This is a genomic window from Streptomyces sp. NPDC056128 (assembly GCF_042263835.1).
Taxonomy (GTDB): Bacteria; Actinomycetota; Actinomycetes; order Streptomycetales; family Streptomycetaceae; genus Streptomyces.
In genome coordinates, this window is sequence record NZ_JBHJVQ010000040.1 from 1 (window position 1) to 22,666 (window position 22,666).

Below are 22,666 nucleotides of genomic sequence, written 5' to 3' on the forward strand. Positions count from 1 at the left end.
CCGCAAGGAGGGGCCTCGCTCGCTTTTAGGGGCGCGGGGAACTGCGCGACCAGCCACCAACTACCCGCACCCGGCAACGAAACAGCCCCCGGCAGCACGGTGGCCGCAGGGGGCGTGTCGCAACCCGGCGCAGCGGGGTGCCGCCTGCGCCCACCCGTGCCGCCCCAGCGGCACGACTGCCCGCAGGCTCAGCGCAGACGAGCCATCAGCGCGTGCTCGACCAGCGTGATCAGGGCCGACTTCGCGTCGGCACGGTGCCGCGCGTCCGTCGTGATGATCGGCGTATCGGGCCCGATCTGCAACGCCTCCCGGACTTCGTCCGGGTTGTACGGCTGCTGCCCGTCGAACCCGTTCAGCGCGATGACGAACGGCAGCCCCGAGTTCTCGAAGTAGTCGACGGCGGGGAAGCAGTCGGCGAGCCGCCTCGTGTCGACCAGCACGATCGCACCGATGGCACCGCGCACCAGGTCGTCCCACATGAACCAGAACCGGTCCTGGCCAGGCGTACCGAAGAGGTACAGGATCAGGTCCTGGTCGAGCGTGATACGGCCGAAGTCCATGGCGACCGTCGTGGTCGTCTTGTCCCCCGTGTGGGTGAGGTCGTCGATACCCGCCGAAGCGGATGTCATGACGGCCTCGGTGCGCAGCGGGTTGATCTCCGAGACAGCGCCGACGAACGTGGTCTTGCCCACGCCGAAGCCGCCCGCCACCACGATCTTCGCGGAAGTGGTGGAGCGGGAAGGACCGCCGCTAGAGCTTGCGAAGTCCACTGAGCACCCTTTCGAGCAGTGTCACGTCTGGCTGGCCGCCGGCGTTCTCGTCGCCGCCGGGCTGATGGATGGCGACCAGTCCCGCCTCCGCCAAGTCGGCGACGAGGATCCTGGCCACGCCGAGAGGGATCGTCAGGAGGGCCGAGATCTCGGCCACCGACTTGATCTCCCGGCAGAGGTTGCAGATCCGCTGATGCTCGGGCAGCTGGCCCTGCATCTGGTGCGGCTGCGCGGTGGTGTGCACCAGTGCCTCGATGGCGAGCTGGTAGCGCGGCCTGGTGCGGCCGCCCGTCATGGCGTACGGGCGCACCAGGGGGTTGTTCGACGCCCCCGCGGGCGCCGGCTCAGGGGTGCGGCGCTGCGGCTGCACGGGCTGGATGCGCGGAGCGTGCGGCTGGTCGTACGGCGAAGGGCCGGGGCCCTGCGGCGCGTACGGCTGCCGGTGACTCGGCACGGAGGGGTAGCCGTACCCGTTCGCCGAGCCGTCGTTCTGGCCCTGACCAGGGCCGTACGACCAGTTGCCCGAAGACGGACCGCCTGGGGGTGTTGCCACTTTTTCCTCCTCCGACTGTGCCTGGCATCCATCGCTGTGGAGCCGCGTCCCGAAACTTTACGGCCACGGGACGCCAAAACGCACCGTCTGTCCTTTAGTTGAGAAGGCTGCCTTGGAGCTCAGCCCGCAGATCGGGCGTCAGAACCGTGCCCGCACGGTCCACCAGAAGGGCCATCTCGTACCCAATGAGGCCGATGTCCGCCTCGGGGTGTGCAAGAACGGCGAGGGACGAGCCGTCGGAAATGGACATGATGAACAGGAATCCCCGCTCCATCTCCACAACCGTCTGGTTCACGCTGCCGCCCTCGAAGATGCGCGAGGCACCGGCGGTCAGCGAGGTCAGACCGGAGGCGACGGCCGCGAGCTGGTCGGCACGGTCGCGCGGGAACCCCTCGGACATCGCCAGAAGGAGTCCGTCGGCGGAGACCACCACCGTGTGGGACACCCCCGGGGTGTTGTCCACGAAGTTGGTGATCAACCAGTTGAGGTTCTGCGCCGCCTGGCTCATCGGGCTCACACTAACGCTCCTGGTTGTAGGTGCTGTCAGGACCACGGTGTTCATTCCTTGTGTCCTGGCCGTTCGTTTCACTGCCTGCGTTGCGGCCTCGCTCGACACCGCGCCGCAGGTTGCTCAGCCTGCCCCGGACGTCCTCCGGAGCGCGGGAGACCTGGGGGCCTCCCTGTGGAGTGGTTTCGGCGGCGCCCTCGACCAGGTTGGCCTTGGGTACCCGCCGCGGCAGGCCCGATGAGGTCACCCCGCCCGCCTTGGGCTTGCGCAGCGAGGAGGCCTGCTGCCAGCGGTCGTCGTTGGCCGACCGCCAGTTGTCCCGGCCGTTCGCCCCCGGAGCGGCGGCGGCCGGCGTCTCGTGACCCACGGGCCCCGCATCGCCCGCGCCGCTCGCGGTGGATCCGCGGCGGGGAAGACCGGCGTCGGTCATCTCGTGGGCGGCGGAGGGGGCCGGGCCCGGACGGTCGAAGCCTACGCGGTCCGGCTCGTTCACGTCAGCGGCCTGCACGGATTGCGCCTCGGGCGCACCCGTGGAGTACTGCTCGGGATAGCCGCCCCGGTAGTCGTCCTGCTGGGGCCAGTCGTCCTGGTGGCGCCGCTGTTCGAAGGGCGCGTAGGCGTCCGGGGCGCCGGCCTGCCGCTGCCCGCCGTGGCCCTGCTCGGCGTACGACGACGGGTCGCCGTAGCCGCCGCCCTGCGGGTAGCCCTCGCCCTGCTGCAGGCCGCCGTTCGGCGCGTAGTACCGCTCGTCGTACGACGCCTGCTGCGGCTCCTGGTACGCCTGCTGCTGGTCGGTGTAGGCCGACTGCTGGTCGTAGGCGCCGCCCTGCTGGTCCGCGTAGCCCTCGCGGCCGGCGTCGTAGCCCGGCTGCTGGGAGTGCTGGGGCTGCTGACCGGTGAACTGGTCCTGGAATCCGGGCGTCCCGCCGTTTCCGGCGTGGTCGGGGCCCGCCGGGCCGGGCAGCTCGGGGTGCGACTGGGCCTCCAGGGCCGCCCTGCGCTCCTCGCGCATCAGCGAGCGGCCGACGGGGTCCAGCTCCCGTATGTCGTCGGGGACCTCGGAGTACCGGCTGTCGTCGAAGCCGAGTTCGGCGGCGGTGCGCATGGGCTGACCGGCCTGGGAGAAGTTCTCGCCCTGGAAGTTCTGCTCCGGGATGATCTGCGAGACGGTGAACTCGGTGCGCTGCTGGTCGCCGCCGCCACCGTGGGTGATGGCGTCCGGGAGCATGACCAGCGAGGTGGTGCCCGCCTGCTCGCCGGAGGGGCGCAGCTGGACCCGGATGCCGTGCCGGTCGGACAGCCGCCCGACCACGAACAGGCCCATGCGCTGGGAGATCGCGGCGTCCACGGTCGGCGGGTTGGCCAGCTTGTGGTTGATGTCCGCGAAGTCCTCGGCGGTCAGGCCGATGCCCTTGTCGTGGATCTCCACCATCACGCGGCCGTCCGGCAGCCGGGTCGCGGTGACCCGGACCTTGGTCTGCGGGGAGGAGAACGTGGTCGCGTTCTCGAGCAGCTCGGCGAGCAGGTGCACGAGGTCGGTCACGGCGCGGCCGTGGATCTCGGCCTCCGGCACGCCGGACAGCTCGATGCGCTCGTACTGCTCCACCTCGGAGGAGGCGGCGCGCAACACGTCGACCAGCGGGACCGGCTGGTCCCAGCGGCGGCCGGGCTCCTCGCCGGCGAGGACCAGGAGGTTCTCGCCGTTGCGGCGCATACGGGTGGCGAGGTGGTCCAGCCGGAAGAGGTTCTCCAGCTGGTCGGGGTCGGCCTCGTTGTTCTCCAGGTCGGTGATCAGGCTCAGCTGGCCCTCGATCAGCGACTGGTTGCGGCGCGACAGGTTGGTGAAGATCGCGTTGATGTTGCCCCGCAGCAGGGCCTGCTCGGAGGCGAGCCGGACAGCCTCGCGGTGCACCTGGTCGAAGGCGCGGGCGACTTCGCCGATCTCGTCGGTCGAGGTGATCGGGATCGGCTGGACCCGGGTGTCGACCCGGCCGGGGTCGGTGCGGGAGAGCTGGTCGACCAGCATCGGCAGGCGCTGCTCGGCGATGCCGAAGGCGGCGTTGCGCAGTTGGCGCATGGAGCGGCTCATCTGGCGGGCCACCATGCCGGCCAGGATGAACGCGGCGAGCAGCGCGATCACGACCGCGGCACCCGTGATGTAGGCGTCCCGCTCGGCGTCGTCGGCGATCGTGGACGCCTCGGAGACCGCCTTGTCGGCCAGATCCGACTCGATCTTCTGGTACGCGTCGAACTTGAGGGTGTTGACCGCCCACCAGTTTTCCGGCGTGATGCCCTGCTGGGCCAGCTCCGCCCGCGCACCGGTGTCCGTGGAGTCCAGCTGGGCCAGCTCCGAGATCATCGTGGTCGGGTTGGAGGGCGGCGGCACATAGTCCGGGTCCTTGGCCCTGGCCTCCTTGGCCATGGCCGCGCCGTCCGTCTTGAGCTTCGCCTCGGCGTCCTCGAGCTTCTGCGCGTCCGCCTCGGTACCGCCGCCGATGTACTCCTCGATCGCGATGCGCTCCAGGTAGGCGTACGAGGAGAGGGCGACCCGCTGGCTGGCGAGGTGGCTGGGGTCCGGACCGGGCTTGACCAGCATGTGCATGCCGATGGAGCGCTCCAGGGAGAGCGCCGCCTTGGTCAGGGAGATCGCGTAGACGGTACGGCCGTAGGAGGTGATGTTGCCGGTGCCCAGACCGAGTTCGTTGGCGAACTCCATCAGGGGGTGGGCCACACCGGTGTAGCCCTCCTCGGTCTCCACGCCCTTGAGCTTGGCGGTGTACGCGGCCGCCCGCAGCGTCTGGAGCTTGGGCTCCTGCTCGCGGAAGACCTTCAGCCGGCGCTCCAGACCCGGCTTGGCGGGCATGCCGGCCGCGGCCTCGTCGAAGGTGTCGGCGGCGGCGTCGGTCGCCTGACGGGCCCTGGTGACGGTCGCGTCCTTCTCGCCCTTGCCCTGCAGCAGCGGGGCGGCCGTGATGTCGCGCTCGTTGTAGAGGGCGTTGGCGTAGCCGAGGGAGGCCTGCACCAGACGCGCGGTGCTCTCCGCGTCCTCGGCGTCGCCCCAGGTGTCGATCGAGCTCTTCACCTGGAAGCCGCCCATGACCAGGCCGACCAGCACGGGTATGAGCAGGATCGCGTTCAGCCGGGTGGTCACCCGCCAGTTGCGCGGCGAGAAACGGCCACCGGCGGCGGCGGGCTCGTCCTGGGGTTCCGCAGCAGACGCGGGGGCGGGCGCCGCTGTGCGCGGCGGCGGGGTGAAGTTGCCCCGGGCCGATGGCTCGGGACTGTTCGTGCTTCGCCTCACTCGACCAACAACCTCTCGGCGGTCGGCACCTACGTCGTGCCGCTGTGTCTCAGAGCCCAGTCCGTCGACGAGTACGTGCTACTGCTGAGTACGTCTCGAGCGTGATTGACCACTGGGCGGTTCTGGCATTCCAGCACGGCGACCAGCGCTCTTCCAAACAGTGGAACGCGGGGGTTACACGTGATGTAAGCCCCGCGTAAAACGGTCATAAAGAGCGAGGCCCGTCAAAAGACGGGGCGTTCGTGCGCGCAGCGAGAGCAGTTGACCGCGTCGCGTGTCGGTACCACCCGATTCCTCTGCCGAAACGTTATGAACAGCGGAGCCGACCGTGTCAAAGGACACAGTCGGCTCCGTCCTGTCTACGACAAGTGCCGTAGGACCCTGCCGACTTGGCTGCGACCGTCCGCAGGCCTGTCCGGCCCTACCGCAGGCGTGCCATCAGCGCGTGTTCCACCAGCGTGATCAGGGCCGACTTGGCGTCGGCGCGATGCCGGGCGTCCGTCGTGATGATCGGGGTGTCCGGGCCGATCTGGAGCGCCTCGCGCACCTCGTCCGGCGAGTACGGCTGCTGCCCGTCGAAGCCGTTGAGCGCGACGACGAACGGCAGACCGCTGTTCTCGAAGTAGTCGACGGCCGGGAAGCAGTCGGCCAGCCGGCGGGTGTCGCAGAGCACGACCGCGCCGATGGCGCCGCGCACCAGGTCGTCCCACATGAACCAGAACCGGTCCTGGCCCGGCGTACCGAAGAGGTACAGGATCAGGTCCTGGTCGAGCGTGATGCGGCCGAAGTCCATCGCGACCGTGGTGGTCGTCTTGTCACCGGCGTGTGTGAGGTCGTCGATCCCGGCGCTGGCAGAGGTCATCACGGCCTCGGTGCGCAGCGGGTTGATCTCGGAGACGGCGCCCACGAACGTGGTCTTGCCGACGCCGAAGCCGCCGGCGACCACGATCTTCGCGGAGGTGGTCGCCCGGCCTCCGTCAGAGCTTTCGAAGTCCACTGAGCACCCTTTCGAGCAGTGTCACGTCCGGTGCACCGCCGTTGTTCTCGTCCCCGCCGGGCTGGTGGATGGCGACGAGCCCGGCCTCCGCGAGGTCCGCGACCAGGATCCTGGCCACGCCGAGCGGCATCGCCAGCAGGGCCGACACCTCGGCCACCGATTTCACCTCGCGGCACAAATGGCAGATCCGCTGGTGCTCCGGGAGCAGCCCCATGAGCGCTGCCGGGTCGGCCGTCGTGCTGATCAGCGCTTCGATGGCGAGCTGGTAGCGCGGCCTGGTCCGGCCACCGGTCATCGCGTAAGGACGTACCAGCGGCTGGTCGCCCTCGTCCTCGTACGGCTCCGCGTACGGATCATGAGAGGCGGTGGGCGGGGTCATGAATCCTCCGGGCGGGACAGCAAGTCGGTCAGTCAAGCCGTCTGACGAGGCCGGTGGGGGGATTGTGGCGGCCGGACGGTGATTTGGTAACACGGGTGGTGCCGGGGCGGATCAGTGGAGCAGACTTCCTTGTAGTTCAGCGCGCAGGTCGGGTGTGAGGACCGCGCCCGCGCGGTCGACCAGGAGCGCCATCTCGTAGCCGACGAGGCCGATGTCGCACTCCGGGTGCGCGAGGACGGCCAGCGACGAGCCGTCGGAGACGGACATGAGGAAGAGGAACCCACGTTCCATCTCCACGACCGTCTGGGCCACGTCGCCGCCCTCGAAGATCCGGGACGCCCCGGCCGTCAGCGAGGTCAGCCCCGAGGCGACGGCCGCGAGCTGGTCGGCGCGGTCGCGAGGGAATCCTTCCGACATCGCCAGAAGGAGTCCGTCGGCGGACACGACGACGGTGTGGGACACCCCTGGGGTGTTGTCCACGAAATTCGTGATCAACCAGTTGAGGTTCTGTGCCGCCTGGCTCATCGGGCTCAACTAACGCTCCTGCTGGTGAGTGGGCCGCGGGTAGCTGCCGGTCTGGTTGGTACCGGCCTGACGGCCCTGTGCGATTCCCCGACGGAGATTGGTCAGCCGGCCGCGCACGTCGTCCGGCGCGCGCGAGATCTGCGGACCGTTCTGGTGCGACTGCTGCTGAGCCGTCCCCGGGACGAGGTTGGCCCGGGGGACCCGGCGCGGGAGGCCGGAGGTGGTGACCCCGCCCGCCGCCGGCTGCCGTACGCGTTCCGCCTGCCGGACGAGGTCGTCGTTCGGCGAACTGCGCCAGGCGGAGGTGGCGGGCCGCTGCGGGGCCGCCGGGGTCTGGGGCTGGGCGGCCTGCGGCTCCGGGGCCGCGGGCTGGGCCTGGTGCTGCGCCCTCGCCTCGCGGTCGCCGTGGAACCAGTTGGTCTCCAGCGTGTCGTACAGCGGCGTGCGCCCGTCACCGGGGCCGGTGGCCGGGGGCAGGGCCCAGCCGTCCTGGGGCCGCTGCGCGGGGGTCCCGTTGGTGCTGCCGCCCGCGGGCTCCTGGTGGACGGGGCGCTGCGGGGCCGGGGCCGGCGGGCGCGGTGCGCCGAAGTCGTTGCCGCCCTGCGCGCCGTTGACCTGCGGGCGCTCGAACGGGCCGGGGGCGGCCGGGTTCGCGCGGCTCGGCAGGCCGTGCTGCCCGGTGGAGCCGTTGTCGTACCCCTGGGCGCCGTGGGCGCCGGCGAACCGGTCGGACTGGGCGGGGCCGTTCGGGCCGGTCTGACGGGGCTGCCCGCCGAAGACGTCCGAGCGGACGAAGGCTCCGTTGCCCTGCTGCGGGCCGTTCTGCTCGGGCCGCGCGAACTGGTCGTTCTGCGGGGTCTCCGTGGAGCCGCCCTGACCGTACTGGTCCCGGCCGTACTGGTTCTGCGGGTACGCGCCCTGGTCGTACTGGTTCTGGTTCTGGTCCGGCCGGTTCTGGTCCGGCCGCGTGAACTGGCCCGTGTTCTGCGGGGCGTCCTGGCGAGGGGCCGGGGCGTCGAAGTCGGGGCGGGCGAACTCGGCCGTGGCGGCGGGGGACTGGGGCTCGCCGAACCGCGGCACGGCCGGCATCTCCGCCGTGGAGCCCGGGCCCTGCCGGTCGTCGAAGTCCGGGGTGCGGCGGGTGCGGGAGCTGTCCGGCTCCTCGTGGCCGCGCGGGGCGTCCAGCGAGGCGCGCCCCACGGGCGGCTGCGCGTTCTCGTCGCTCCAGCTGGGCGTGCGGGGCTGCGGGTTGCCGCCGGGCAGCTCGGCCCGCGGACCACCGCGCGGCGGCAGCTGCGGACGACGGCCCTGTCCGGCGTCGCCGTTGTTCCCGCGCTTGCCGCGTTGCGGGGGCGCGGCGGGACCGCGGCCACCGCCGAAGACGTCCTGGCCCTGCGGGGCGTTGCCCTGCGGCGCGTTCATGCCCGCGGCCTGCAGACCCTGCGGGGCACCGGGCGCCTGACCGGCACCGGCACCTGCACCGGCCGGGGCCGGGCGGTTCTGCTGGCCGGGACCGGCCGGGGACTGGGGACCGCGCGGACCGCCGGGCGTGCCCGGGCGACCGTCCGTGTCCCGTCCGGGGAGCGCGGCCCGCGGACCCTGGGCGGCACCGAGCCGGCCGCCCGGAGCACCGCCACCGCCGAGCGCACCGCCGCCGCCGAAGGCACCGCCGGCGAGGGCGCCGCCGCCCTGGCCGCCACGGCGGGCCGCGGCGACACCGGCGGCGGCCTGCGCGGCCGCCGGACCGCCGTTGCCGGAGGCGGACTGCCCTGGCTTCGGCTGCGGCTTGCGACCGCCCTGGGCGACGTCCACGGGCAGCATGACCAGCGCGGTCGTGCCACCGGAGTCGGACGGCCGCAGCTGGATGCGGATGCCGTGGCGCTGCGAGAGGCGGCCGACCACGAACAGACCCATGCGGCGGGAGACGGAGACGTCCACGGTGGGCGGCGAGGCGAGCCGCTCGTTGATCGCGGCGAGGTCCTCGGGGGAGAGGCCGATACCGGTGTCGTGGATCTCGATCAGCACCCGCCCGTCGGGCAGCGCGTGACCGGTGACCTTGACCTTGGTCTGCGGCGAGGAGAACGAGGTCGCGTTCTCCAGCAGCTCGGCGAGCAGGTGCACGAGGTCGTTGACCACGCGGCCGGCCACCTCGGTGGTCGGCACGGAGGCCAGCTCGATGCGCTCGTACTGCTCCACCTCGGAGGCGGCGGCACGGAGCACGTCGACCAGCGGGACCGGCCGGGTCCAGCGGCGCCCGGGCTCCTCACCGGCGAGGACGAGGAGGTTCTCACCGTTACGGCGCATGCGCGTCGCGAGGTGGTCGAGCTTGAAGAGCGAGGAGAGCTGGTCCGGGTCGGCCTCGCGGGACTCCAGTTCGGAGATGAGCGAGAGCTGACGCTGGATGAGGCCCTGGGAGCGGCGCGAGAGGTTGGTGAACATCGCGTTGACGTTGCCCCGCAGCAGGGCCTGCTCGGCGGCGAGGCGGACCGCCTCGCGGTGCACGTCGTCGAAGGCCGCGGCCACTCGGCCGATCTCGTCCCGGGAGTGCACACCGACCGACTCCACCGAGGTGTCGACGTCCTGCGGGTCGGTCTCGGAGAGCTGCTTGACCAGCTCGGGCAGGCGGTCCTGGGCGACCTTGGTCGCGGTGTCCTCCAGGCGGCGCAGCGAGCGGATCATGGACCGCGCCACGACGAAGGCGCCGACCAGCGAGACGCCGAGCACGAGCAGGATGAGGACACCGGAGATGATGGCCTCGCGCTCGGACTCGTTGCGCAGCTCGCGGGCCTGCTGCTCCATGTCCTCCAGCAGCTTCAGCTCGATGTTCTTCATCTGCTGGATCTTGGTGGAGCTCTCGTCCAGCCAGTCCTGGTACGACCGGGGCTTGAGGTCGCCCAGGCCGTTGACGCCGCTGAGGGCGCGGCCGGCGTACTGGTCGGACGCCTCGATGACCGGGTTGCCCTCGGAGATCGGCTTGAGGAGTTCCTCGGCGCCGTCGCCGTAGATGCTGGTGAAGCTGCGGACCTCGGACGTCTGGCTCTGCAGCGCCGACTGGGCGTAGAGCCGGTCGTTCTCGGAGAGCTTGCCCTTGCTGGTGTTGTTCGCGGGGAGCGCCGCCGCCAGGACCGCGCGCTGGATGGACGCGTACTCCTTGGCCGAGGAGAAGGCCGACAGGGCGCGCGTGCGCTGAATCATGTCGGGGTTGCTGGTCGCCTCCGCCATGTCCTGCGAGAGGTCGAGCAGGTGGTTGATCAGGCGGTGGTAGGCCTCGACGGTCTGGGTCGAGTTCTGCTTGGCCTGGTACGCCGTGCCGCGGATCTTGTTCAGGTCGTTCAGGTCGCTCGCGAGCCCGACGAGGCTGTCGCGGACGCCGACGAGGTTGCCGTCCTTGCTGGCGGCGTCGATCTCCTCCGAGTTGTCGAGGAAGTTCTTCAGGGCCCGGTCGGTCTTCTCGCGGTCGCCCTTGACGGCGATGGCGCTGGACGCGGAGCCGTGCGCCAGGGGGCCGGCGGACTGGTCGCGCTCCTCCTGGAGCGCGGCGGCCAGTTCGGTGGCCTGCTTGGTCATCTCGGTCAGCAGCTTCATGTTGTCGAGCTGCTGGATGTCGTCCATCGACTGGCTGATGCGCATCGCGCCCAGCGAGGTGGCCGCGACCACCGGGAGCGCGAGCAGCGACACCAGACGGGTGGAGATCCGCCAGTTGCGCAGGGCTATTCGCGGGCCGGGGCCGCCCGGGCCCTTGGCCGGCTTGGCGGACGGCTGCTGGCCGGGGGCGGCCGAACCGGCCGTCTGACCGGCGCGCTCTCCACTGTCGCCGGACGGGGTCTGGCCCTGGTTCTGGGCGTGCTGGGGCGAGGAGCCGACGGCCTTGGGGCCGGTCCCGCCGTGCGGCTCCGGCTCCGCCGAAGCGCTGCCATCCCTCTTGAAACGTCCCTGCACTAGCGTCGCAACCTCTGGACCAGGCGCCCCTCCGCGTGAACGGCGGGACACGGTGTCGGCGTCATGGGGGCGCCCTGAATACGCCCCCGTGGTGGTCGTGAGTGACCGGCGCTGGTTCCCCCTTCTCGCCGCCGCCCGGCGCTGCTTTGCGCCCCCTGCGCGCCGGCTCGATCCTGCGGCGGTCCGTGGAATTCCAGCACAGTGCAGGATCTCCAACAAGGCCCGTGGGGTACGCCGTGAGATACGTGACAGCACGTGAGGGCCGAGTCACCTGACGTAGAAGATGATCACCCGCAAAAGGGACATATGCCCGCGAGTTGTCGAGGTGCGGAGGGTGTCCCAGTCGCCATGATCAGGAGCGGAATGCGGGCTTCAGCGGGGGAATGTCTCATTGGTCCCGGTGTCGCTGGAGTCGCAATTGACCGGTTTGACCCTTGATAAGTGAGCAAACTCACACGCAGATCGCGGGCCCTCCCTGAGTTGCCGGGGAATTGCATGTTTAGCCTGACGCTTTACAGAGAAGGCAAAACCGACAACCCGCGCCCTCGCAGGGGTCATCGAAGCCCCTCGGGCGCCCGGACACGACAGGGCCTCGTACAACCGTGAAGACGACGATGATGTTCCACCAGATCGCCAACCCGCGGCGCACGACGCTGGCGCACCTCGACGACGCCGACGACCTGCGCACGCAGGAGCAGCCGGAGCACGCCGTCGAGCTCCCCGCCCAGACCGCCAACCCCCGGCGCACCGTCCTCATGGAGGTACCGGTCGGGGCCGCCGTCGCAGAGTAGTACGTCACCCCGGCGCCGCCCGTTCAGGCGGCCCCCGAAGCACCACGCGCCCGTCCGGCGGATCATGCCGGACGGGCGCGCCGCGTTAGCCTGGGGCGTCAGACTCCAGCCAGCTCAGTCAAGGGGCCAAGCAACCCGTGCGCATCGCCAGGTTCTCCATCGACGGGAACGTCGCCTTCGGCGCGGTCGAGGGCGACCAGCCGGACCAGCTCGTCCTCGACATCATCAAGGGCATCCCGTTCGGGGACTACGAGCTCTCCGGCACCAAGGTGCCCCTGAGCAAGGTGCGGCTGCTGCCGCCGGTGCTCCCGAACAAGGTCGTCGCCTTCGGCCGCAACTACGCCGAACACGCCCGCGAACTCGGCAACGAGGTGCCCGACGCCCCGTTCGCCTTCTTCAAGCCGTCCACCTCGGTGATCGGCCCCGGCGACGCCATCCAGTACCCCTCCTTCTCCGAGGAACTGCACCACGAGGCCGAACTCGCCGTCGTCATCGGCCGCATGTGCCGCGAGGTCCCGCGCGACCGCGTGCAGGACGTGATCTTCGGCTACACCTGCGCCAACGACGTCACCGCCCGCGACGTGCAGCGCCGCGAGAAGCAGTGGGCCCGGGCCAAGGGCTTCGACTCCGCCTGCCCGCTGGGGCCCTGGGTGGAGACGGACATCGACCTCGCCGCCGCGGCCGACCTGACCATCCAGCTCACGGTCAACGGCGCCCAGCGGCAGCTCGGCCGCACCAGCGAGATGATCCACTCCATCGAGGACCTGATCGTCAACATCTCCGAGGCCATGACGCTGCTCCCCGGCGACGTGATCCTCACGGGGACCCCGGCCGGCGTCGGCCCCCTCAACGTCGGCGACGAGGTCGCCGTCACCATCGAAGGCATCGGCACTCTCACCAACAAGGTTGTCAAGCGTGGCTAGCGCACCCGGCTCACCCGTACGCGTACGTTTCTGTCCGTCCCCCACCGGCAACCCCCACGTGGGTCTGGTGCGCACCGCCCTGTTCAACTGGGCGTTCGCCCGGCACCACCAGGGCACGCTGGTCTTCCGCATCGAGGACACCGACGCGGCCCGCGACTCCGAGGAGTCGTACACCCAGCTGCTCGACGCGATGCGCTGGCTGGGCTTCGACTGGGACGAGGGCCCCGAGGTCGGCGGCCCGCACGCGCCGTACCGCCAGTCGCAGCGCATGGACATCTACCAGGACGTCGCCGAGAAGCTGCTCGCCACCGGCCACGCCTACCGCTGCTACTGCTCCCAGGAGGAGCTGGACAGCCGCCGCGAGGCCGCCCGCGCGGCCGGCCGGCCCTCCGGGTACGACGGCCACTGCCGCGACCTGAGCGACGCCGAGGTCGAGGGGTACCGGGCCGAGGGCCGCGCGCCCATCGTCCGCTTCCGGATGCCCGACGAGGCGATCACCTTCACGGACCTGGTCCGCGGCGAGATCACCTACCTCCCCGAGAACGTCCCGGACTACGGCATCGTCCGCGCCAACGGCGCCCCCCTCTACACGCTGGTCAACCCGGTCGACGACGCCCTGATGGAGATCACCCACGTCCTGCGCGGCGAGGACCTGCTCTCCTCCACCCCGCGCCAGATCGCCCTGTACAAGGCGCTCACCGAGCTGGACATCGCCAAGGAGATCCCGGCCTTCGGCCACCTCCCGTACGTCATGGGCGAGGGCAACAAGAAGCTCTCCAAGCGCGACCCCCAGTCGAGCCTGAACCTCTACCGCGAGCGCGGCTTCCTCCCCGAGGGCCTGCTCAACTACCTCTCCCTGCTCGGCTGGTCGCTCTCCGCCGACCAGGACATCTTCACCATCGACGAGATGGTGGCGGCCTTCGACGTCTCCGACGTGCAGCCCAACCCGGCGCGCTTCGACCTGAAGAAGTGCGAGGCGATCAACGGCGACCACATCCGGCTGCTGCCCGTGAAGGACTTCACCGAGCGCTGCCGCCCGTGGCTGACGGCCCCGGTCGCCCCCTGGGCGCCCGAGGACTTCGACGAGACCAAGTGGCAGGCCATCGCGCCGCACGCGCAGACCCGCCTCAAGGTCCTCTCCGAGATCACGGACAACGTCGACTTCCTGTTCCTGCCGGAGCCGGTCCTCGACGAGGCGAGCTGGACGAAGGCGATGAAGGAGGGCTCGGACGCCCTGCTCGTCACGGCCCGCGAGAAGCTGGACGCGGCCGACTGGACGTCCCCCGAGTCCCTCAAGGAGGCCGTCCTGGCCGCCGGCGAGGCGCACGGCCTCAAGCTCGGCAAGGCCCAGGCCCCGGTCCGCGTCGCCATCACCGGCCGCACCGTCGGCCTGCCCCTCTTCGAGTCCCTGGAGGTCCTGGGCAAGGAGAAGTCCCTGGCCAGGATCGACGCGACGCTGGCCCGCCTCGCGGCCGCGTAACGCACGAGTGCGTCAGGGGCGGCACCCACACGGGTGCCGCCCTTGCCGTACCCCGGCCAGGTCCGTTCGACGGGCGCGGCCGCCGCCGGCCGCGCAGACTGACGGCATGCGCCGTGAGGACATCGACCCCCGCTACTTCGGGAAGCGGCTCGCCTACAACCGGGCGGTTCTCGTCGAACAGCCGCAGCGCTGGCTCGTGGTCGCCGGTCACGAGGCCCGGGACGACGAGGGCGGCATCGCCGCCGTGGGCGACATCCGCGGCCAGATCCGGCTGACGTTCCGGCGCCTGGACGAGACGCTGCGCAAGGCGGGCTTCGCCCTGAGCGATCTCGTGCAGATCAGGATTCTCACCGTCGACATCGAGGCGGTGACGGCCAACTACGACGCGGTGCTGAGCTTGCTGGACGAGGCCGACTGCCGCCCGGCCAGTCTGCTGGCCGAGGTCAGGGCTCTGTCCGACCCGCGGATGCTCATCGAGATCGAGGGCCTCGCCGCCCAGTAGCCGGTGCTGAAACGGCCCGGCCCACCGCTCTCGCTGTCTAGGCTGGGTCCCATGCCGATCAAAGCCGTCGTCTGGGACGTCGACGACACCCTCTTCGACTACACCACCGCCGACCGCGAGGGCATGCGCGCGCACCTGGTGGCCGAAGGGCTCCTCGCCGGGTACGGGTCGGCCGAGGAGGCCCTCGTGCGCTGGCGGCAGATCACCGACCGGCAGTGGGCGCGCTTCTCGGCCGGCGAGGTGGACTTCGTCACACAGCGGCGCGACCGCATCCGCGAGTTCCTGGGCCGGCCGGAGCTGACCGAGGCCGAGGCCGACGCGTGGTTCCAGCGCTACGTCACGCACTACGAGGCCGCCTGGTCCCTCTTCCCGGACGTGCTGCCCGTCCTCGACGCCCTCGCCGGCAGCCACCGGCACGCGGTGCTCTCCAACTCCAGCCTCACCGTCCAGGACCGCAAGCTGCGCGTCCTCGGCGTGCACGACCGCTTCGAGGCCATCCTGTGCGCCGCCGAGCTGGGCGTCTCCAAGCCCGAGCCCGCCGCCTTCCTCGCGGCCTGCGACGCCCTGGCTCTCACCCCCTCCGAGGTCGCCTACGTCGGCGACCACCCGGAGATCGACGGACGCGGCGCCGCCGACGCCGGGCTGCTCTCCGTGTGGATCGACCGGGGCGGCGTCTACGCGACCGTGGACCCGCCGGAGGGGCCGCGCCGTATCGCCTCCCTCGCCGAACTCCCGGCGCTGCTCGGCGCCGATACCCGTTTTGGAGCCCCGTCCACCTTCGGGTAATGTTCTTCCTGCGCCGCCGAGGAGCGGGCCGAAAGGGCCGGGAACCGGAAGCGCGACGCTAGAGCGAAACCCCATCAGGGGCTTGCGTTCCAGTGGCCTATGGTGTAATTGGCAGCACGAGTGATTCTGGTTCACTTAGTCTTGGTTCGAGTCCAGGTAGGCCAGCTCGCAGAGCTATATCTGCAATGCCCCCGTTGTGTAGCGGCCTAGCACGCCGCCCTCTCAAGGCGGTAGCGCCGGTTCGAATCCGGTCGGGGGTACGGTGATCTCTCACGAGATGATCGCTAGGGCCCCCGTTGTGTAGCGGCCTAGCACGCCGCCCTCTCAAGGCGGTAGCGCCGGTTCGAATCCGGTCGGGGGTACGAACTGGTCTAAACCACATTGGTCTATGGTGTAATTGGCAGCACGACTGATTCTGGTTCAGTTAGTCTAGGTTCGAGTCCTGGTAGACCAGCTCGGATCTGCGGCGATGTAGCATGAGACGCCTGCAAGATCCACGCCCCCGTTGTGTAGCGGCCTAGCACGCCGCCCTCTCAAGGCGGTAGCGCCGGTTCGAATCCGGTCGGGGGTACAGACAGAGGAAGGGGCTTCCGCTTCGGCGGGAGCCCCTTCCGGTTTCTCACTCGATGCCGTACCGCCGCGCGGACTCCTCCTCCTGCGCCAGCCGGTGCAACGCCCGCAGCACGGGTTGGAAGAGCACCGTCGACGCCACCGCCGCCTCCACCTGCTCGGTGTCCGAGGTCAGGGTCTCCATGTGGTCCAGCTCCCGCCGCGCCACCTGGTGCATCAACTCCGCGTACGGCGCCATCTGTTCGGCGTCCCAGGGGTGGTCCAGCCGCCTCAGCGTCGCCACCGCCGCCACCAGCGAACGGTGCACGGGCGACAGGGTGGCCAACTCCCGGGCCGTTGCCCAGCCCAGCAGCTCCAGCAGCCGGTCCACCTCGGCCCGGGCGGCGACCACCGCCGGGTCGTCATCGTCCGGCTCCGGGCCCTGCGGCAGCGCCCACAGGGCGGCGCCGAGCCGGATGGTCCGGCCCAGCGAGTCGTCGTCCACATGACCCAGCACCTCCCGGGCCGTCGCCACCGGCACCCGGCCCACCTGGATCAGCGCCCGCACCAGCCGCAGCCGGCGCAGATGGTCCTCGTCGTACTCGGCCGTGGTCGCGTTGATCTGCCGGCCGGGCGGCAACAGGCGCTCGCGCAGGTAGTACTTGATCGTCGCGGTGGAGACACCGCTGCGCTCGCTCAGCTCGGCCAGTCGCATCCCTTGCACCCTTCCTCGGATACCGGCACTATCCAAGCACGGGACGGTTGGAGAGTCCCGCTCACCAACAGGGGGAGGATCGGATGACGGGCAAATCCGGCACGGGCACCGCGGTGCGCACCACCGCCGCGGCCGAGGGCGACGTGGTCGTGCTGCTGATCGGCATGCGGATCAACCACTTCTGGGCGGTGCACCACTGGCTGCCGGTCCTGCTCGCCATGCCGCGCATGCTCCGCGAACTGGCCAGGAACCCGGAGCGCGGACTCCTCGGCCACGTCCTGCTGACGGCGTCGCCCCGGACGTACTACGTCGTCCAGTACTGGGCGTCCAAGGAGAAGCTCTACCGGTACGCCCACGCGTCCGACCTCTTCCACCACCGGGCGTGGACCCTCGTCAACCGCGAGGAGCGGGCGGGGAAGGTGCGCGGGCACGTGGGGCTGTGGCACGAGTCGTACATCGTGCCCGAGGGCTCGTACGAGTCGATCTACGCGGACATGCCGGCCTTCGGGCTCGCGGCCGCCCACGGGCAGGTGCCGCTGGAGCGGCGGGGGAAGCGGGCGAAGGACCGGTTCGCGCACCGGTCGGGGCGGCGGGCGGAGACCGGCCGAGAGGCGCCCGAGAGGGCGTGAGAACGGGGGAGGGCCCGCCGCGGCGTTGAGGCGGGCCCGTCCCCGGTCACGCGGGGGGAGACGCCGGTCAGCCCGTGCGGCGCAGCGCCTCCGAGAGGCGGCCGGCGGCGTCGATGATCGCCTGGGCGTGCATCCGGCCCGGGTGGCGGGTCAGGCGCTCGATGGGGCCGGAGACGGACACGGCAGCCACCACGCGGTTGGAGGGGCCGCGCACCGGCGCCGAGACGGACGCGACGCCCGGCTCCCGCTCGCCGATGGACTGGGCCCAGCCGCGCCGCCGCACGCCGGACAGCGCCGTCGCCGTGAAGCGGGCGCCCTGGAGGCCGCGGTGCAGGCGCTCGGGCTCCTCCCAGGCCATCAGGATCTGCGCCGAGGAGCCGGCCTTCATGGTGAGCGTGGAGCCGACCGGGACCGTGTCCCGGAGGCCCGACAGGCGCTCGGCCGCGGCCACGCAGATGCGCATGTCGCCCTGGCGGCGGTAGAGCTGAGCGCTCTCGCCCGTGACATCGCGGAGGTGGGTGAGCACCGGGCCCGCGGTGGCCAGCAGCCGGTCCTCGCCGGCCGCCGCGGCCAGCTCGGCCAGGCGCGGGCCGAGAATGAAACGGCCCTGCATGTCGCGCGCCACCATGCGGTGGTGTTCCAGTGCCACGGCCAGGCGGTGGGCCGTGGGTCGTGCCAGTCCGGTCGCAGCGACCAATCCCGCGAGGGTGGCCGGGCCGGACTCCAGAGCGCTCAGGACGAGGGCCGCCTTGTCCAGAACGCCGACGCCGCTACTGTTGTCCATGAAACGATACTCCCGTCTCACTCTGTGAAACGCAAGTTCAATTTTCCATGGAACGCGCCACCCTGGATGGCACGAAGTCACAACGGCCCGTGACGTAAGGGCCTGGTGGCGGTTGCCCGGAAACACAGGGGTGCGGGCGCCGCTTCCCCAAAGATCTCTAGTTGGGCCGACGCTTCGTCGCCGGCCGGAGGGAAAGCGATGGGTAGGACACTCGCGGAGAAGGTCTGGGACGACCACGTCGTCCGGCGCGCCGAGGGCGAGCCCGACCTCCTCTTCATCGATCTGCACCTGCTGCACGAGGTGACCAGCCCGCAGGCCTTCGACGGCCTCCGCAAGAGCGGCCGCCCGGTGCGGCGGCTCGACCTGACCATCGCCACTGAGGACCACAACACCCCGACACTCGACATCGACAAGCCCATCGCGGACCCGGTCTCCCGGGCCCAGCTGGAGACGCTGCGCAAGAACTGCGCGGAGTTCGGCGTCCGGCTGCACCCGCTGGGCGACGTCGAGCAGGGCGTCGTACACGTGGTCGGCCCGCAGCTGGGTCTGACCCAGCCCGGCACCACCGTGGTCTGCGGCGACTCGCACACCTCGACGCACGGCGCTTTCGGCGCGCTGGCCTTCGGCATCGGCACCTCCCAGGTCGAGCACGTGCTGGCCACCCAGACGCTGCCCCTGGCCCGTCCGAAGACCATGGCCATCACGGTCAACGGCGAACTGCCCGACGGCGTCACCGCCAAGGACCTGATCCTCGCGATCATCGCGAAGATCGGCACCGGCGGCGGCCAGGGCTACGTCCTGGAGTACCGGGGCGAGGCCATCGAGAAGCTCTCGATGGAGGCCCGGATGACCATCTGCAACATGTCGATCGAGGCCGGCGCCCGCGCGGGCATGATCGCCCCCGACGCCACCACCTTCGACTACCTCCAGGGCCGCCCGCACGCCCCCGAGGGCGCGGACTGGGACGCGGCGGTCGCGTACTGGAAGACGCTGCGCACGGACGACGACGCCGAGTTCGACGCCGAGGTCGTCATCGAGGCCGCCGAGCTGTCCCCGTTCGTCACCTGGGGCACCAACCCGGGGCAGGGCGCGCCGCTTTCCGCCGCCGTCCCCGACCCGGCTTCGTACGAAGACGCTTCGGAGCGGTTCGCCGCCGAAAAGGCCCTGGAGTACATGGGGTTGGAGGCCGGTCAGCCGCTGCGCTCCATCAACGTGGACACCGTCTTCGTAGGTTCCTGCACCAACGGCCGCATCGAGGACCTGCGCGCCGCCGCCGAGATCGTCAAGGACCGCAAAGTCGCCGACGGCGTACGGATGCTGGTCGTCCCGGGCTCCGCGCGGGTGGGTCTGCAGGCCGTCTCCGAGGGCCTGGACGTGGTCTTCAAGGAGGCCGGCGCCGAATGGCGGCACGCGGGCTGCTCGATGTGCCTGGGCATGAACCCGGACCAGCTGGCCCCCGGCGAGCGCTCCGCCTCCACCTCCAACCGCAACTTCGAGGGGCGCCAGGGCAAGGGCGGCCGTACCCACCTGGTGTCGCCGCAGGTCGCGGCCGCGACGGCGGTCCTGGGCCACCTGGCCTCCCCGGCCGACCTGTCCGCCGCCGACGTCCCCACGCCCGCTGGAGTCTGAGAGTCATGGAAGCATTCACCACGCACACCGGCCGGGCCGTCCCGCTGCGCCGCAGCAACGTCGACACCGACCAGATCATCCCCGCCCACTGGCTCAAGAAGGTGACCCGGGACGGGTTCGAGGACGGGCTGTTCGAGGCCTGGCGCAAGGACGGGTCCTTCGTCCTCAACCAGCCCGAGCGCCAGGGGGCCACGGTCCTGGTGGCCGGCCCCGACTTCGGCACCGGCTCCTCCCGTGAGCACGCCGTCTGGGCGCTGCAGAACTACGGCTTCAAGGCCGTGATCTCCTCCCGCTTCGCCGACATCTTCCGGGGCAACTCGCTGAAGAACGGCCTGCTCACCGTGGTCCTCGACCAGAAGATCGTGGACGCGCTGTGGGCGCTCACGGAGCAGGACCCGCAGGCGGAGGTCACCGTCGACCTGGAGGCCCGCGAGGTCCGCGCGGAGGGCGTCACGGCCCCCTTCGAGCTGGACGAGAACTCCCGCTGGCGGCTGCTGAACGGCCTGGACGACATCTCGATCACCCTCCAGAACGAGGCGGACATCGCCACGTACGAGGCGAAGCGCCCTTCGCACAAGCCGCAGACCATCCGGGTCTGACCCCCGGGCCCGCAGAGGCTCCGACAAGGTCGAGTTTCGGCCACCCAACACCCCCGCCGTACCCCCGATCAGCCCGATCGGGGGTACGGCCGTTTTCGGGTCGGGCGGCGGGCGCCCGTCAGCGGTGGGGCGCACAACTTCCCACGTTAGAGGCATGGTTGCCGGGGTAAAGAAGTCCTGGAGGCGCGGGTTCCGGGAGTGCCCGGAAGGCCGTTCGGGGCGGCAGTTGCCCCCTGCGCAGGCGACAACTCGCCCCAGATGGCACAATCTGTGCATGGACCACGACGGCCAACTCGAGCTCTATGCGGCGGTCGCGGTCCGGCTCAAGGAAGCGCACACAAGAGTGCGCGCACTGCAAGTCCCGGAGGGCGTACGGATGGCGCTGACCCGGAAGCTGCTGGTCATTACGGCCGCGGCCAAACACGATCTCGCCGGTGCGGCAAGGCGCCTGGATCGGTTCACCGCCGACCTCGACGAGGGTCGATTCCCCGAAGAGGACGGCTGAACAGGCCGGGGCGGCCCGAGTCCGTTGCGGCACAAGGGTGATTAGCCCGTTTCGTGTTTGATTTGCGGTATATATCTGCCTAACGTGCGAAAAAGCTTGAACACATTCGTTCTGGCGATGTCTCCGAAGGGGAAGACGTGAACAAGGCGCAGCTCGTAGAAGCGATTGCCGACAAGGTGGGCGGCAGGCAGCAGGCCGCCGACGCCGTCGACGCGGTCCTGGACGCCCTCGTCCGTGCCGTGGTCTCGGGCGACCGGGTCTCGGTCACCGGCTTCGGTTCCTTCGAGAAGGTCGACCGTCCCGCCCGCTACGCCCGCAACCCCCAGACGGGCGAGCGGGTTCGGGTCAAGAAGACCTCGGTGCCGCGCTTCCGCGCGGGTCAGGGCTTCAAGGACCTGGTGAGCGGCTCGAAGAAGCTCCCGAAGAACGACATCGCGGTCAAGAAGGCCCCCAAGGGCAGCCTGTCCGGCCCGTCGGCCACGATCTCCAAGGCCGCGGGCAAGAAGGCCGCCGCCAAGAAGACCGCGGCGAAGAAGGCCACGGGCGCGGCCAAGAAGACCACCGCGGCGAAGAAGACCGCGGCCAAGAAGGCCACCGGAGCGGCGAAGAAGACGACGGCGAAGAAGACCACCGCCAAGAAGTCCGCCGCCAAGACCACCGCGACGGCCAAGAAGACCGCGGCGAAGAAGGCTCCCGCCAAGAAGGCGACGGCCAAGAAGGCCCCGGCCAAGAAGTCGACCGCCCGCAAGACCACCGCCAAGAAGGCCACCGCCCGCAAGAAGTAGCAGCCGGCGGTAGCGGCGGCAGCAGGCGAACAGGGCTCTCACGCGCCGGGCCGGACTCCCTCTCGGAGTCCGGCCCGCGGCGTTTTCCCAGGTCGTTCAGAGGGTCTGGAGCGTCACCAGCGTGATCCGGCGGTCCGCGCCCGCCCCCTCCGTCTCGATCCGCACCCGCTGCCCAGGCCGCAGCAGCCGCAGGCCCCCCGCGTCGAACGCCGCCGCGTCGAAGGGCACGGGCGTGCCGTCGTCGAGCAGCACCTGCCCGCTGCGGCTTTCGGGGTCGTACGTGTACGCGGTCGCCTGCATGGCGGCAGCCTACTGCCCGGCGATCAGCAGCCGCGCCGCCACCGCCGCCGTCCGGGGCCCCACCCCCAGTGCCAGGGCGGAGCGCAGATCACCGCCGGTGTCGACGTCCTGCCGTACGGAATCCACCGCGCCGAGCGACAGTTCCACCGCGCCGGACGCACGGTGGCGGGCCCGGGAATCCGGACCGAATGCCGGGGACAATTCGACGCCCGGAGCCGCGGTCAGCAAGGTCGTGCCGATTCCGGCCGCGTCCGGGAGAAAAGCGCGCGGGAATTGCCCGGCCGCCGCCAGGACCCGCGCCAATTCCGCCGGCCGCAGCGCGGGGAGATCGGCGTTGAGTGCCGCCACCGGAGTTCCGGGACGTGCAGTGCGGACCGCCGCGGCGCCGTGCGCCAGCGCCGCGTTCAGACCGCCGCGGGGTTCGTCCGTGACGAGGGTCGCGCCTAGCGCCGCCAGCTCCCGCCCGGCCCGTGCGTCGTCCGTGACGACTGCCACATCCGCGACCGCCGGGCAGGCCAGCGCGGCTGCCACGGCGTCCTGGGCGAACGCCAGCGCGAGATCCGGCCGGACCCCGTCGTCCGCGGTGTCCGACAGCCTGCTCTTGGCCCGGGCGAGGGGCTTCACGGGTACGACCAAGGTCCACTGCACGAGCGTTCCGTCCTTCTCTCGTCGCCGTCATTGTCACCTGGGAGATCTGGCGGTTCACTCGCCGGGGCG

The 22,666-nt window shown here is 70.8% G+C and carries 22 protein-coding genes and 5 tRNA genes; 15 read left to right on the top strand and 12 right to left on the bottom strand.

All coding sequences use genetic code 11. The features are described 5' to 3' along the window. Window positions 1-188 precede the first annotated feature (188 nt). The 8 genes from ACFC1X_RS37290 to ACFC1X_RS37325 form a co-directional block, all read right to left on the bottom strand. Window positions 189-770 (bottom strand): ATP/GTP-binding protein, encoded by a 582-nt coding sequence (locus ACFC1X_RS37290; RefSeq protein WP_009314218.1) that lies wholly within the window; start codon window positions 768-770, stop codon window positions 189-191. Next, the gene (locus ACFC1X_RS37295) at window positions 751-1,323 is read right to left on the bottom strand and encodes a DUF742 domain-containing protein (protein WP_064729998.1); all 573 of its coding nucleotides are present in this window, start codon (window positions 1,321-1,323) and stop codon (window positions 751-753) included. The genes ACFC1X_RS37290 and ACFC1X_RS37295 overlap by 20 nt, the downstream gene beginning before the upstream one ends. A gap of 94 nt (window positions 1,324-1,417) precedes the next feature. Beyond that, the gene (locus ACFC1X_RS37300; protein ID WP_004983065.1) at window positions 1,418-1,831 is read right to left on the bottom strand and encodes a roadblock/LC7 domain-containing protein; all 414 of its coding nucleotides are present in this window, start codon (window positions 1,829-1,831) and stop codon (window positions 1,418-1,420) included. Between the two features lie 10 nt (window positions 1,832-1,841). Beyond that, window positions 1,842-5,132, bottom strand: a complete 3,291-nt coding sequence (locus tag ACFC1X_RS37305; RefSeq protein WP_376363095.1) for a nitrate- and nitrite sensing domain-containing protein — start codon at window positions 5,130-5,132, stop codon at window positions 1,842-1,844. Between the two features lie 421 nt (window positions 5,133-5,553). Further along, window positions 5,554-6,129 (bottom strand): ATP/GTP-binding protein, encoded by a 576-nt coding sequence (locus tag ACFC1X_RS37310; RefSeq protein WP_003973455.1) that lies wholly within the window; start codon window positions 6,127-6,129, stop codon window positions 5,554-5,556. Continuing rightward, window positions 6,110-6,508, bottom strand: coding sequence for a DUF742 domain-containing protein (locus ACFC1X_RS37315; RefSeq protein WP_003973454.1), 399 nt, complete (start codon window positions 6,506-6,508; stop codon window positions 6,110-6,112). Before ACFC1X_RS37315 ends, ACFC1X_RS37310 begins: the two co-directional genes overlap by 20 nt. A gap of 111 nt (window positions 6,509-6,619) precedes the next feature. Continuing rightward, the gene (locus ACFC1X_RS37320; RefSeq protein WP_005479910.1) at window positions 6,620-7,033 is read right to left on the bottom strand and encodes a roadblock/LC7 domain-containing protein; all 414 of its coding nucleotides are present in this window, start codon (window positions 7,031-7,033) and stop codon (window positions 6,620-6,622) included. A gap of 9 nt (window positions 7,034-7,042) precedes the next feature. Further along, window positions 7,043-10,972, bottom strand: coding sequence for a nitrate- and nitrite sensing domain-containing protein (locus tag ACFC1X_RS37325; RefSeq protein WP_376363100.1), 3,930 nt, complete (start codon window positions 10,970-10,972; stop codon window positions 7,043-7,045). A 602-nt stretch (window positions 10,973-11,574) separates the two neighbouring features. Between ACFC1X_RS37325 and ACFC1X_RS37330 the strand changes: the two genes are divergently transcribed. The 10 genes from ACFC1X_RS37330 to ACFC1X_RS37375 all read left to right on the top strand — a co-directional run bounded on the left by ACFC1X_RS37330 (window position 11,575) and on the right by ACFC1X_RS37375 (window position 16,025). Beyond that, window positions 11,575-11,763: a hypothetical protein gene (locus ACFC1X_RS37330; RefSeq protein WP_064730001.1), complete on the top strand. Its 189-nt coding sequence runs from the start codon at window positions 11,575-11,577 to the stop codon at window positions 11,761-11,763. A 137-nt stretch (window positions 11,764-11,900) separates the two neighbouring features. Continuing rightward, complete coding sequence (locus ACFC1X_RS37335) at window positions 11,901-12,686, top strand: fumarylacetoacetate hydrolase family protein (RefSeq protein ID WP_352154955.1); 786 nt, start codon at window positions 11,901-11,903, stop codon at window positions 12,684-12,686. Next, on the top strand, window positions 12,679-14,166 hold the full coding sequence (gene gltX / locus ACFC1X_RS37340) for a glutamate--tRNA ligase (RefSeq protein WP_376363104.1): 1,488 nt from the start codon (window positions 12,679-12,681) through the stop codon (window positions 14,164-14,166). The genes ACFC1X_RS37335 and gltX overlap by 8 nt, the downstream gene beginning before the upstream one ends. A 106-nt stretch (window positions 14,167-14,272) precedes the next feature. Further along, entirely contained in the window at window positions 14,273-14,668 is a 396-nt protein-coding gene (locus ACFC1X_RS37345) for a Rid family hydrolase (protein WP_376363107.1), read from the top strand. Between the two features lie 51 nt (window positions 14,669-14,719). Beyond that, the gene (locus tag ACFC1X_RS37350; RefSeq protein WP_376363110.1) at window positions 14,720-15,454 is read left to right on the top strand and encodes an HAD family hydrolase; all 735 of its coding nucleotides are present in this window, start codon (window positions 14,720-14,722) and stop codon (window positions 15,452-15,454) included. Window positions 15,455-15,547: 93 nt separating this feature from the next. Continuing rightward, a tRNA-Gln gene (locus ACFC1X_RS37355) sits at window positions 15,548-15,619 on the top strand. A 22-nt stretch (window positions 15,620-15,641) separates the two neighbouring features. Continuing rightward, a tRNA-Glu gene (locus tag ACFC1X_RS37360) sits at window positions 15,642-15,714 on the top strand. A gap of 29 nt (window positions 15,715-15,743) precedes the next feature. Then, window positions 15,744-15,816 (top strand) — tRNA-Glu (locus ACFC1X_RS37365). A 20-nt stretch (window positions 15,817-15,836) separates the two neighbouring features. Then, window positions 15,837-15,908 (top strand) — tRNA-Gln (locus ACFC1X_RS37370). Window positions 15,909-15,952: 44 nt separating this feature from the next. After that, window positions 15,953-16,025: transfer RNA gene (locus ACFC1X_RS37375), tRNA-Glu, on the top strand. A 48-nt stretch (window positions 16,026-16,073) separates the two neighbouring features. Here ACFC1X_RS37375 and ACFC1X_RS37380 read toward each other — a convergent pair. Next, entirely contained in the window at window positions 16,074-16,718 is a 645-nt protein-coding gene (locus ACFC1X_RS37380) for a MerR family transcriptional regulator (RefSeq protein ID WP_376363113.1), read from the bottom strand. An 83-nt stretch (window positions 16,719-16,801) separates the two neighbouring features. On the opposite strand from ACFC1X_RS37380, the gene ACFC1X_RS37385 reads away from it, so the two are divergent. Beyond that, window positions 16,802-17,347: a DUF4188 domain-containing protein gene (locus ACFC1X_RS37385; RefSeq protein WP_376363116.1), complete on the top strand. Its 546-nt coding sequence runs from the start codon at window positions 16,802-16,804 to the stop codon at window positions 17,345-17,347. Window positions 17,348-17,414: 67 nt separating this feature from the next. Here ACFC1X_RS37385 and ndgR read toward each other — a convergent pair whose 3' ends face one another. Then, window positions 17,415-18,131, bottom strand: coding sequence for an IclR family transcriptional regulator NdgR (gene ndgR / locus ACFC1X_RS37390; RefSeq protein WP_053137572.1), 717 nt, complete (start codon window positions 18,129-18,131; stop codon window positions 17,415-17,417). A gap of 198 nt (window positions 18,132-18,329) precedes the next feature. Here ndgR and leuC point away from each other — a divergent pair, with 198 nt between their 5' ends. The 4 genes from leuC to ACFC1X_RS37410 all read left to right on the top strand — a co-directional run bounded on the left by leuC (window position 18,330) and on the right by ACFC1X_RS37410 (window position 21,649). After that, window positions 18,330-19,760 carry a 3-isopropylmalate dehydratase large subunit gene (gene leuC / locus ACFC1X_RS37395; protein ID WP_122617652.1) on the top strand — a complete coding sequence of 477 codons (1,431 nt, stop codon included), beginning with the start codon at window positions 18,330-18,332 and terminating at the stop codon, window positions 19,758-19,760. A gap of 5 nt (window positions 19,761-19,765) precedes the next feature. Further along, a complete protein-coding gene (leuD, locus tag ACFC1X_RS37400) occupies window positions 19,766-20,359 on the top strand; it encodes a 3-isopropylmalate dehydratase small subunit (protein ID WP_376363120.1) in 594 nt (197 codons plus the stop codon). Window positions 20,360-20,633: 274 nt separating this feature from the next. Continuing rightward, window positions 20,634-20,864, top strand: coding sequence for a hypothetical protein (locus ACFC1X_RS37405; RefSeq protein WP_122617654.1), 231 nt, complete (start codon window positions 20,634-20,636; stop codon window positions 20,862-20,864). Window positions 20,865-21,001: 137 nt separating this feature from the next. Continuing rightward, window positions 21,002-21,649 (top strand): HU family DNA-binding protein, encoded by a 648-nt coding sequence (locus ACFC1X_RS37410; RefSeq protein ID WP_361365276.1) that lies wholly within the window; start codon window positions 21,002-21,004, stop codon window positions 21,647-21,649. Between the two features lie 96 nt (window positions 21,650-21,745). Here ACFC1X_RS37410 and ACFC1X_RS37415 read toward each other — a convergent pair whose 3' ends face one another. Together ACFC1X_RS37415 and cofC are read right to left on the bottom strand one after the other, a co-directional pair. Continuing rightward, a complete protein-coding gene (locus ACFC1X_RS37415; RefSeq protein WP_376363123.1) occupies window positions 21,746-21,949 on the bottom strand; it encodes a hypothetical protein in 204 nt (67 codons plus the stop codon). 9 nt (window positions 21,950-21,958) lie between these two features. Continuing rightward, a complete protein-coding gene (gene cofC, locus ACFC1X_RS37420) occupies window positions 21,959-22,597 on the bottom strand; it encodes a 2-phospho-L-lactate guanylyltransferase (protein ID WP_376363126.1) in 639 nt (212 codons plus the stop codon). Window positions 22,598-22,666 lie beyond the last annotated feature (69 nt).

Excerpts from the sequence above, each read along its gene's own strand:
- leuD (WP_376363120.1), top strand. The coding sequence starts at position 19,766 with ATGGAAGCATTCACCACGCACACCGGCCGGGCCGTCCCGCTGCGCCGC.
- ACFC1X_RS37320 (WP_005479910.1), bottom strand. The coding sequence starts at position 7,033 with ATGAGCCAGGCGGCACAGAACCTCAACTGGTTGATCACGAATTTCGTG.
- ACFC1X_RS37415 (WP_376363123.1), bottom strand. The coding sequence starts at position 21,949 with ATGCAGGCGACCGCGTACACGTACGACCCCGAAAGCCGCAGCGGGCAG.
- ACFC1X_RS37315 (WP_003973454.1), bottom strand. The coding sequence starts at position 6,508 with ATGACCCCGCCCACCGCCTCTCATGATCCGTACGCGGAGCCGTACGAG.
- leuC (WP_122617652.1), top strand. The coding sequence starts at position 18,330 with ATGGGTAGGACACTCGCGGAGAAGGTCTGGGACGACCACGTCGTCCGG.
- ACFC1X_RS37385 (WP_376363116.1), top strand. The coding sequence starts at position 16,802 with ATGACGGGCAAATCCGGCACGGGCACCGCGGTGCGCACCACCGCCGCG.
- ACFC1X_RS37300 (WP_004983065.1), bottom strand. The coding sequence starts at position 1,831 with ATGAGCCAGGCGGCGCAGAACCTCAACTGGTTGATCACCAACTTCGTG.
- ACFC1X_RS37350 (WP_376363110.1), top strand. The coding sequence starts at position 14,720 with ATGCCGATCAAAGCCGTCGTCTGGGACGTCGACGACACCCTCTTCGAC.
- ACFC1X_RS37380 (WP_376363113.1), bottom strand. The coding sequence starts at position 16,718 with ATGCGACTGGCCGAGCTGAGCGAGCGCAGCGGTGTCTCCACCGCGACG.
- ACFC1X_RS37405 (WP_122617654.1), top strand. The coding sequence starts at position 20,634 with ATGGACCACGACGGCCAACTCGAGCTCTATGCGGCGGTCGCGGTCCGG.
- ndgR (WP_053137572.1), bottom strand. The coding sequence starts at position 18,131 with ATGGACAACAGTAGCGGCGTCGGCGTTCTGGACAAGGCGGCCCTCGTC.
- ACFC1X_RS37345 (WP_376363107.1), top strand. The coding sequence starts at position 14,273 with ATGCGCCGTGAGGACATCGACCCCCGCTACTTCGGGAAGCGGCTCGCC.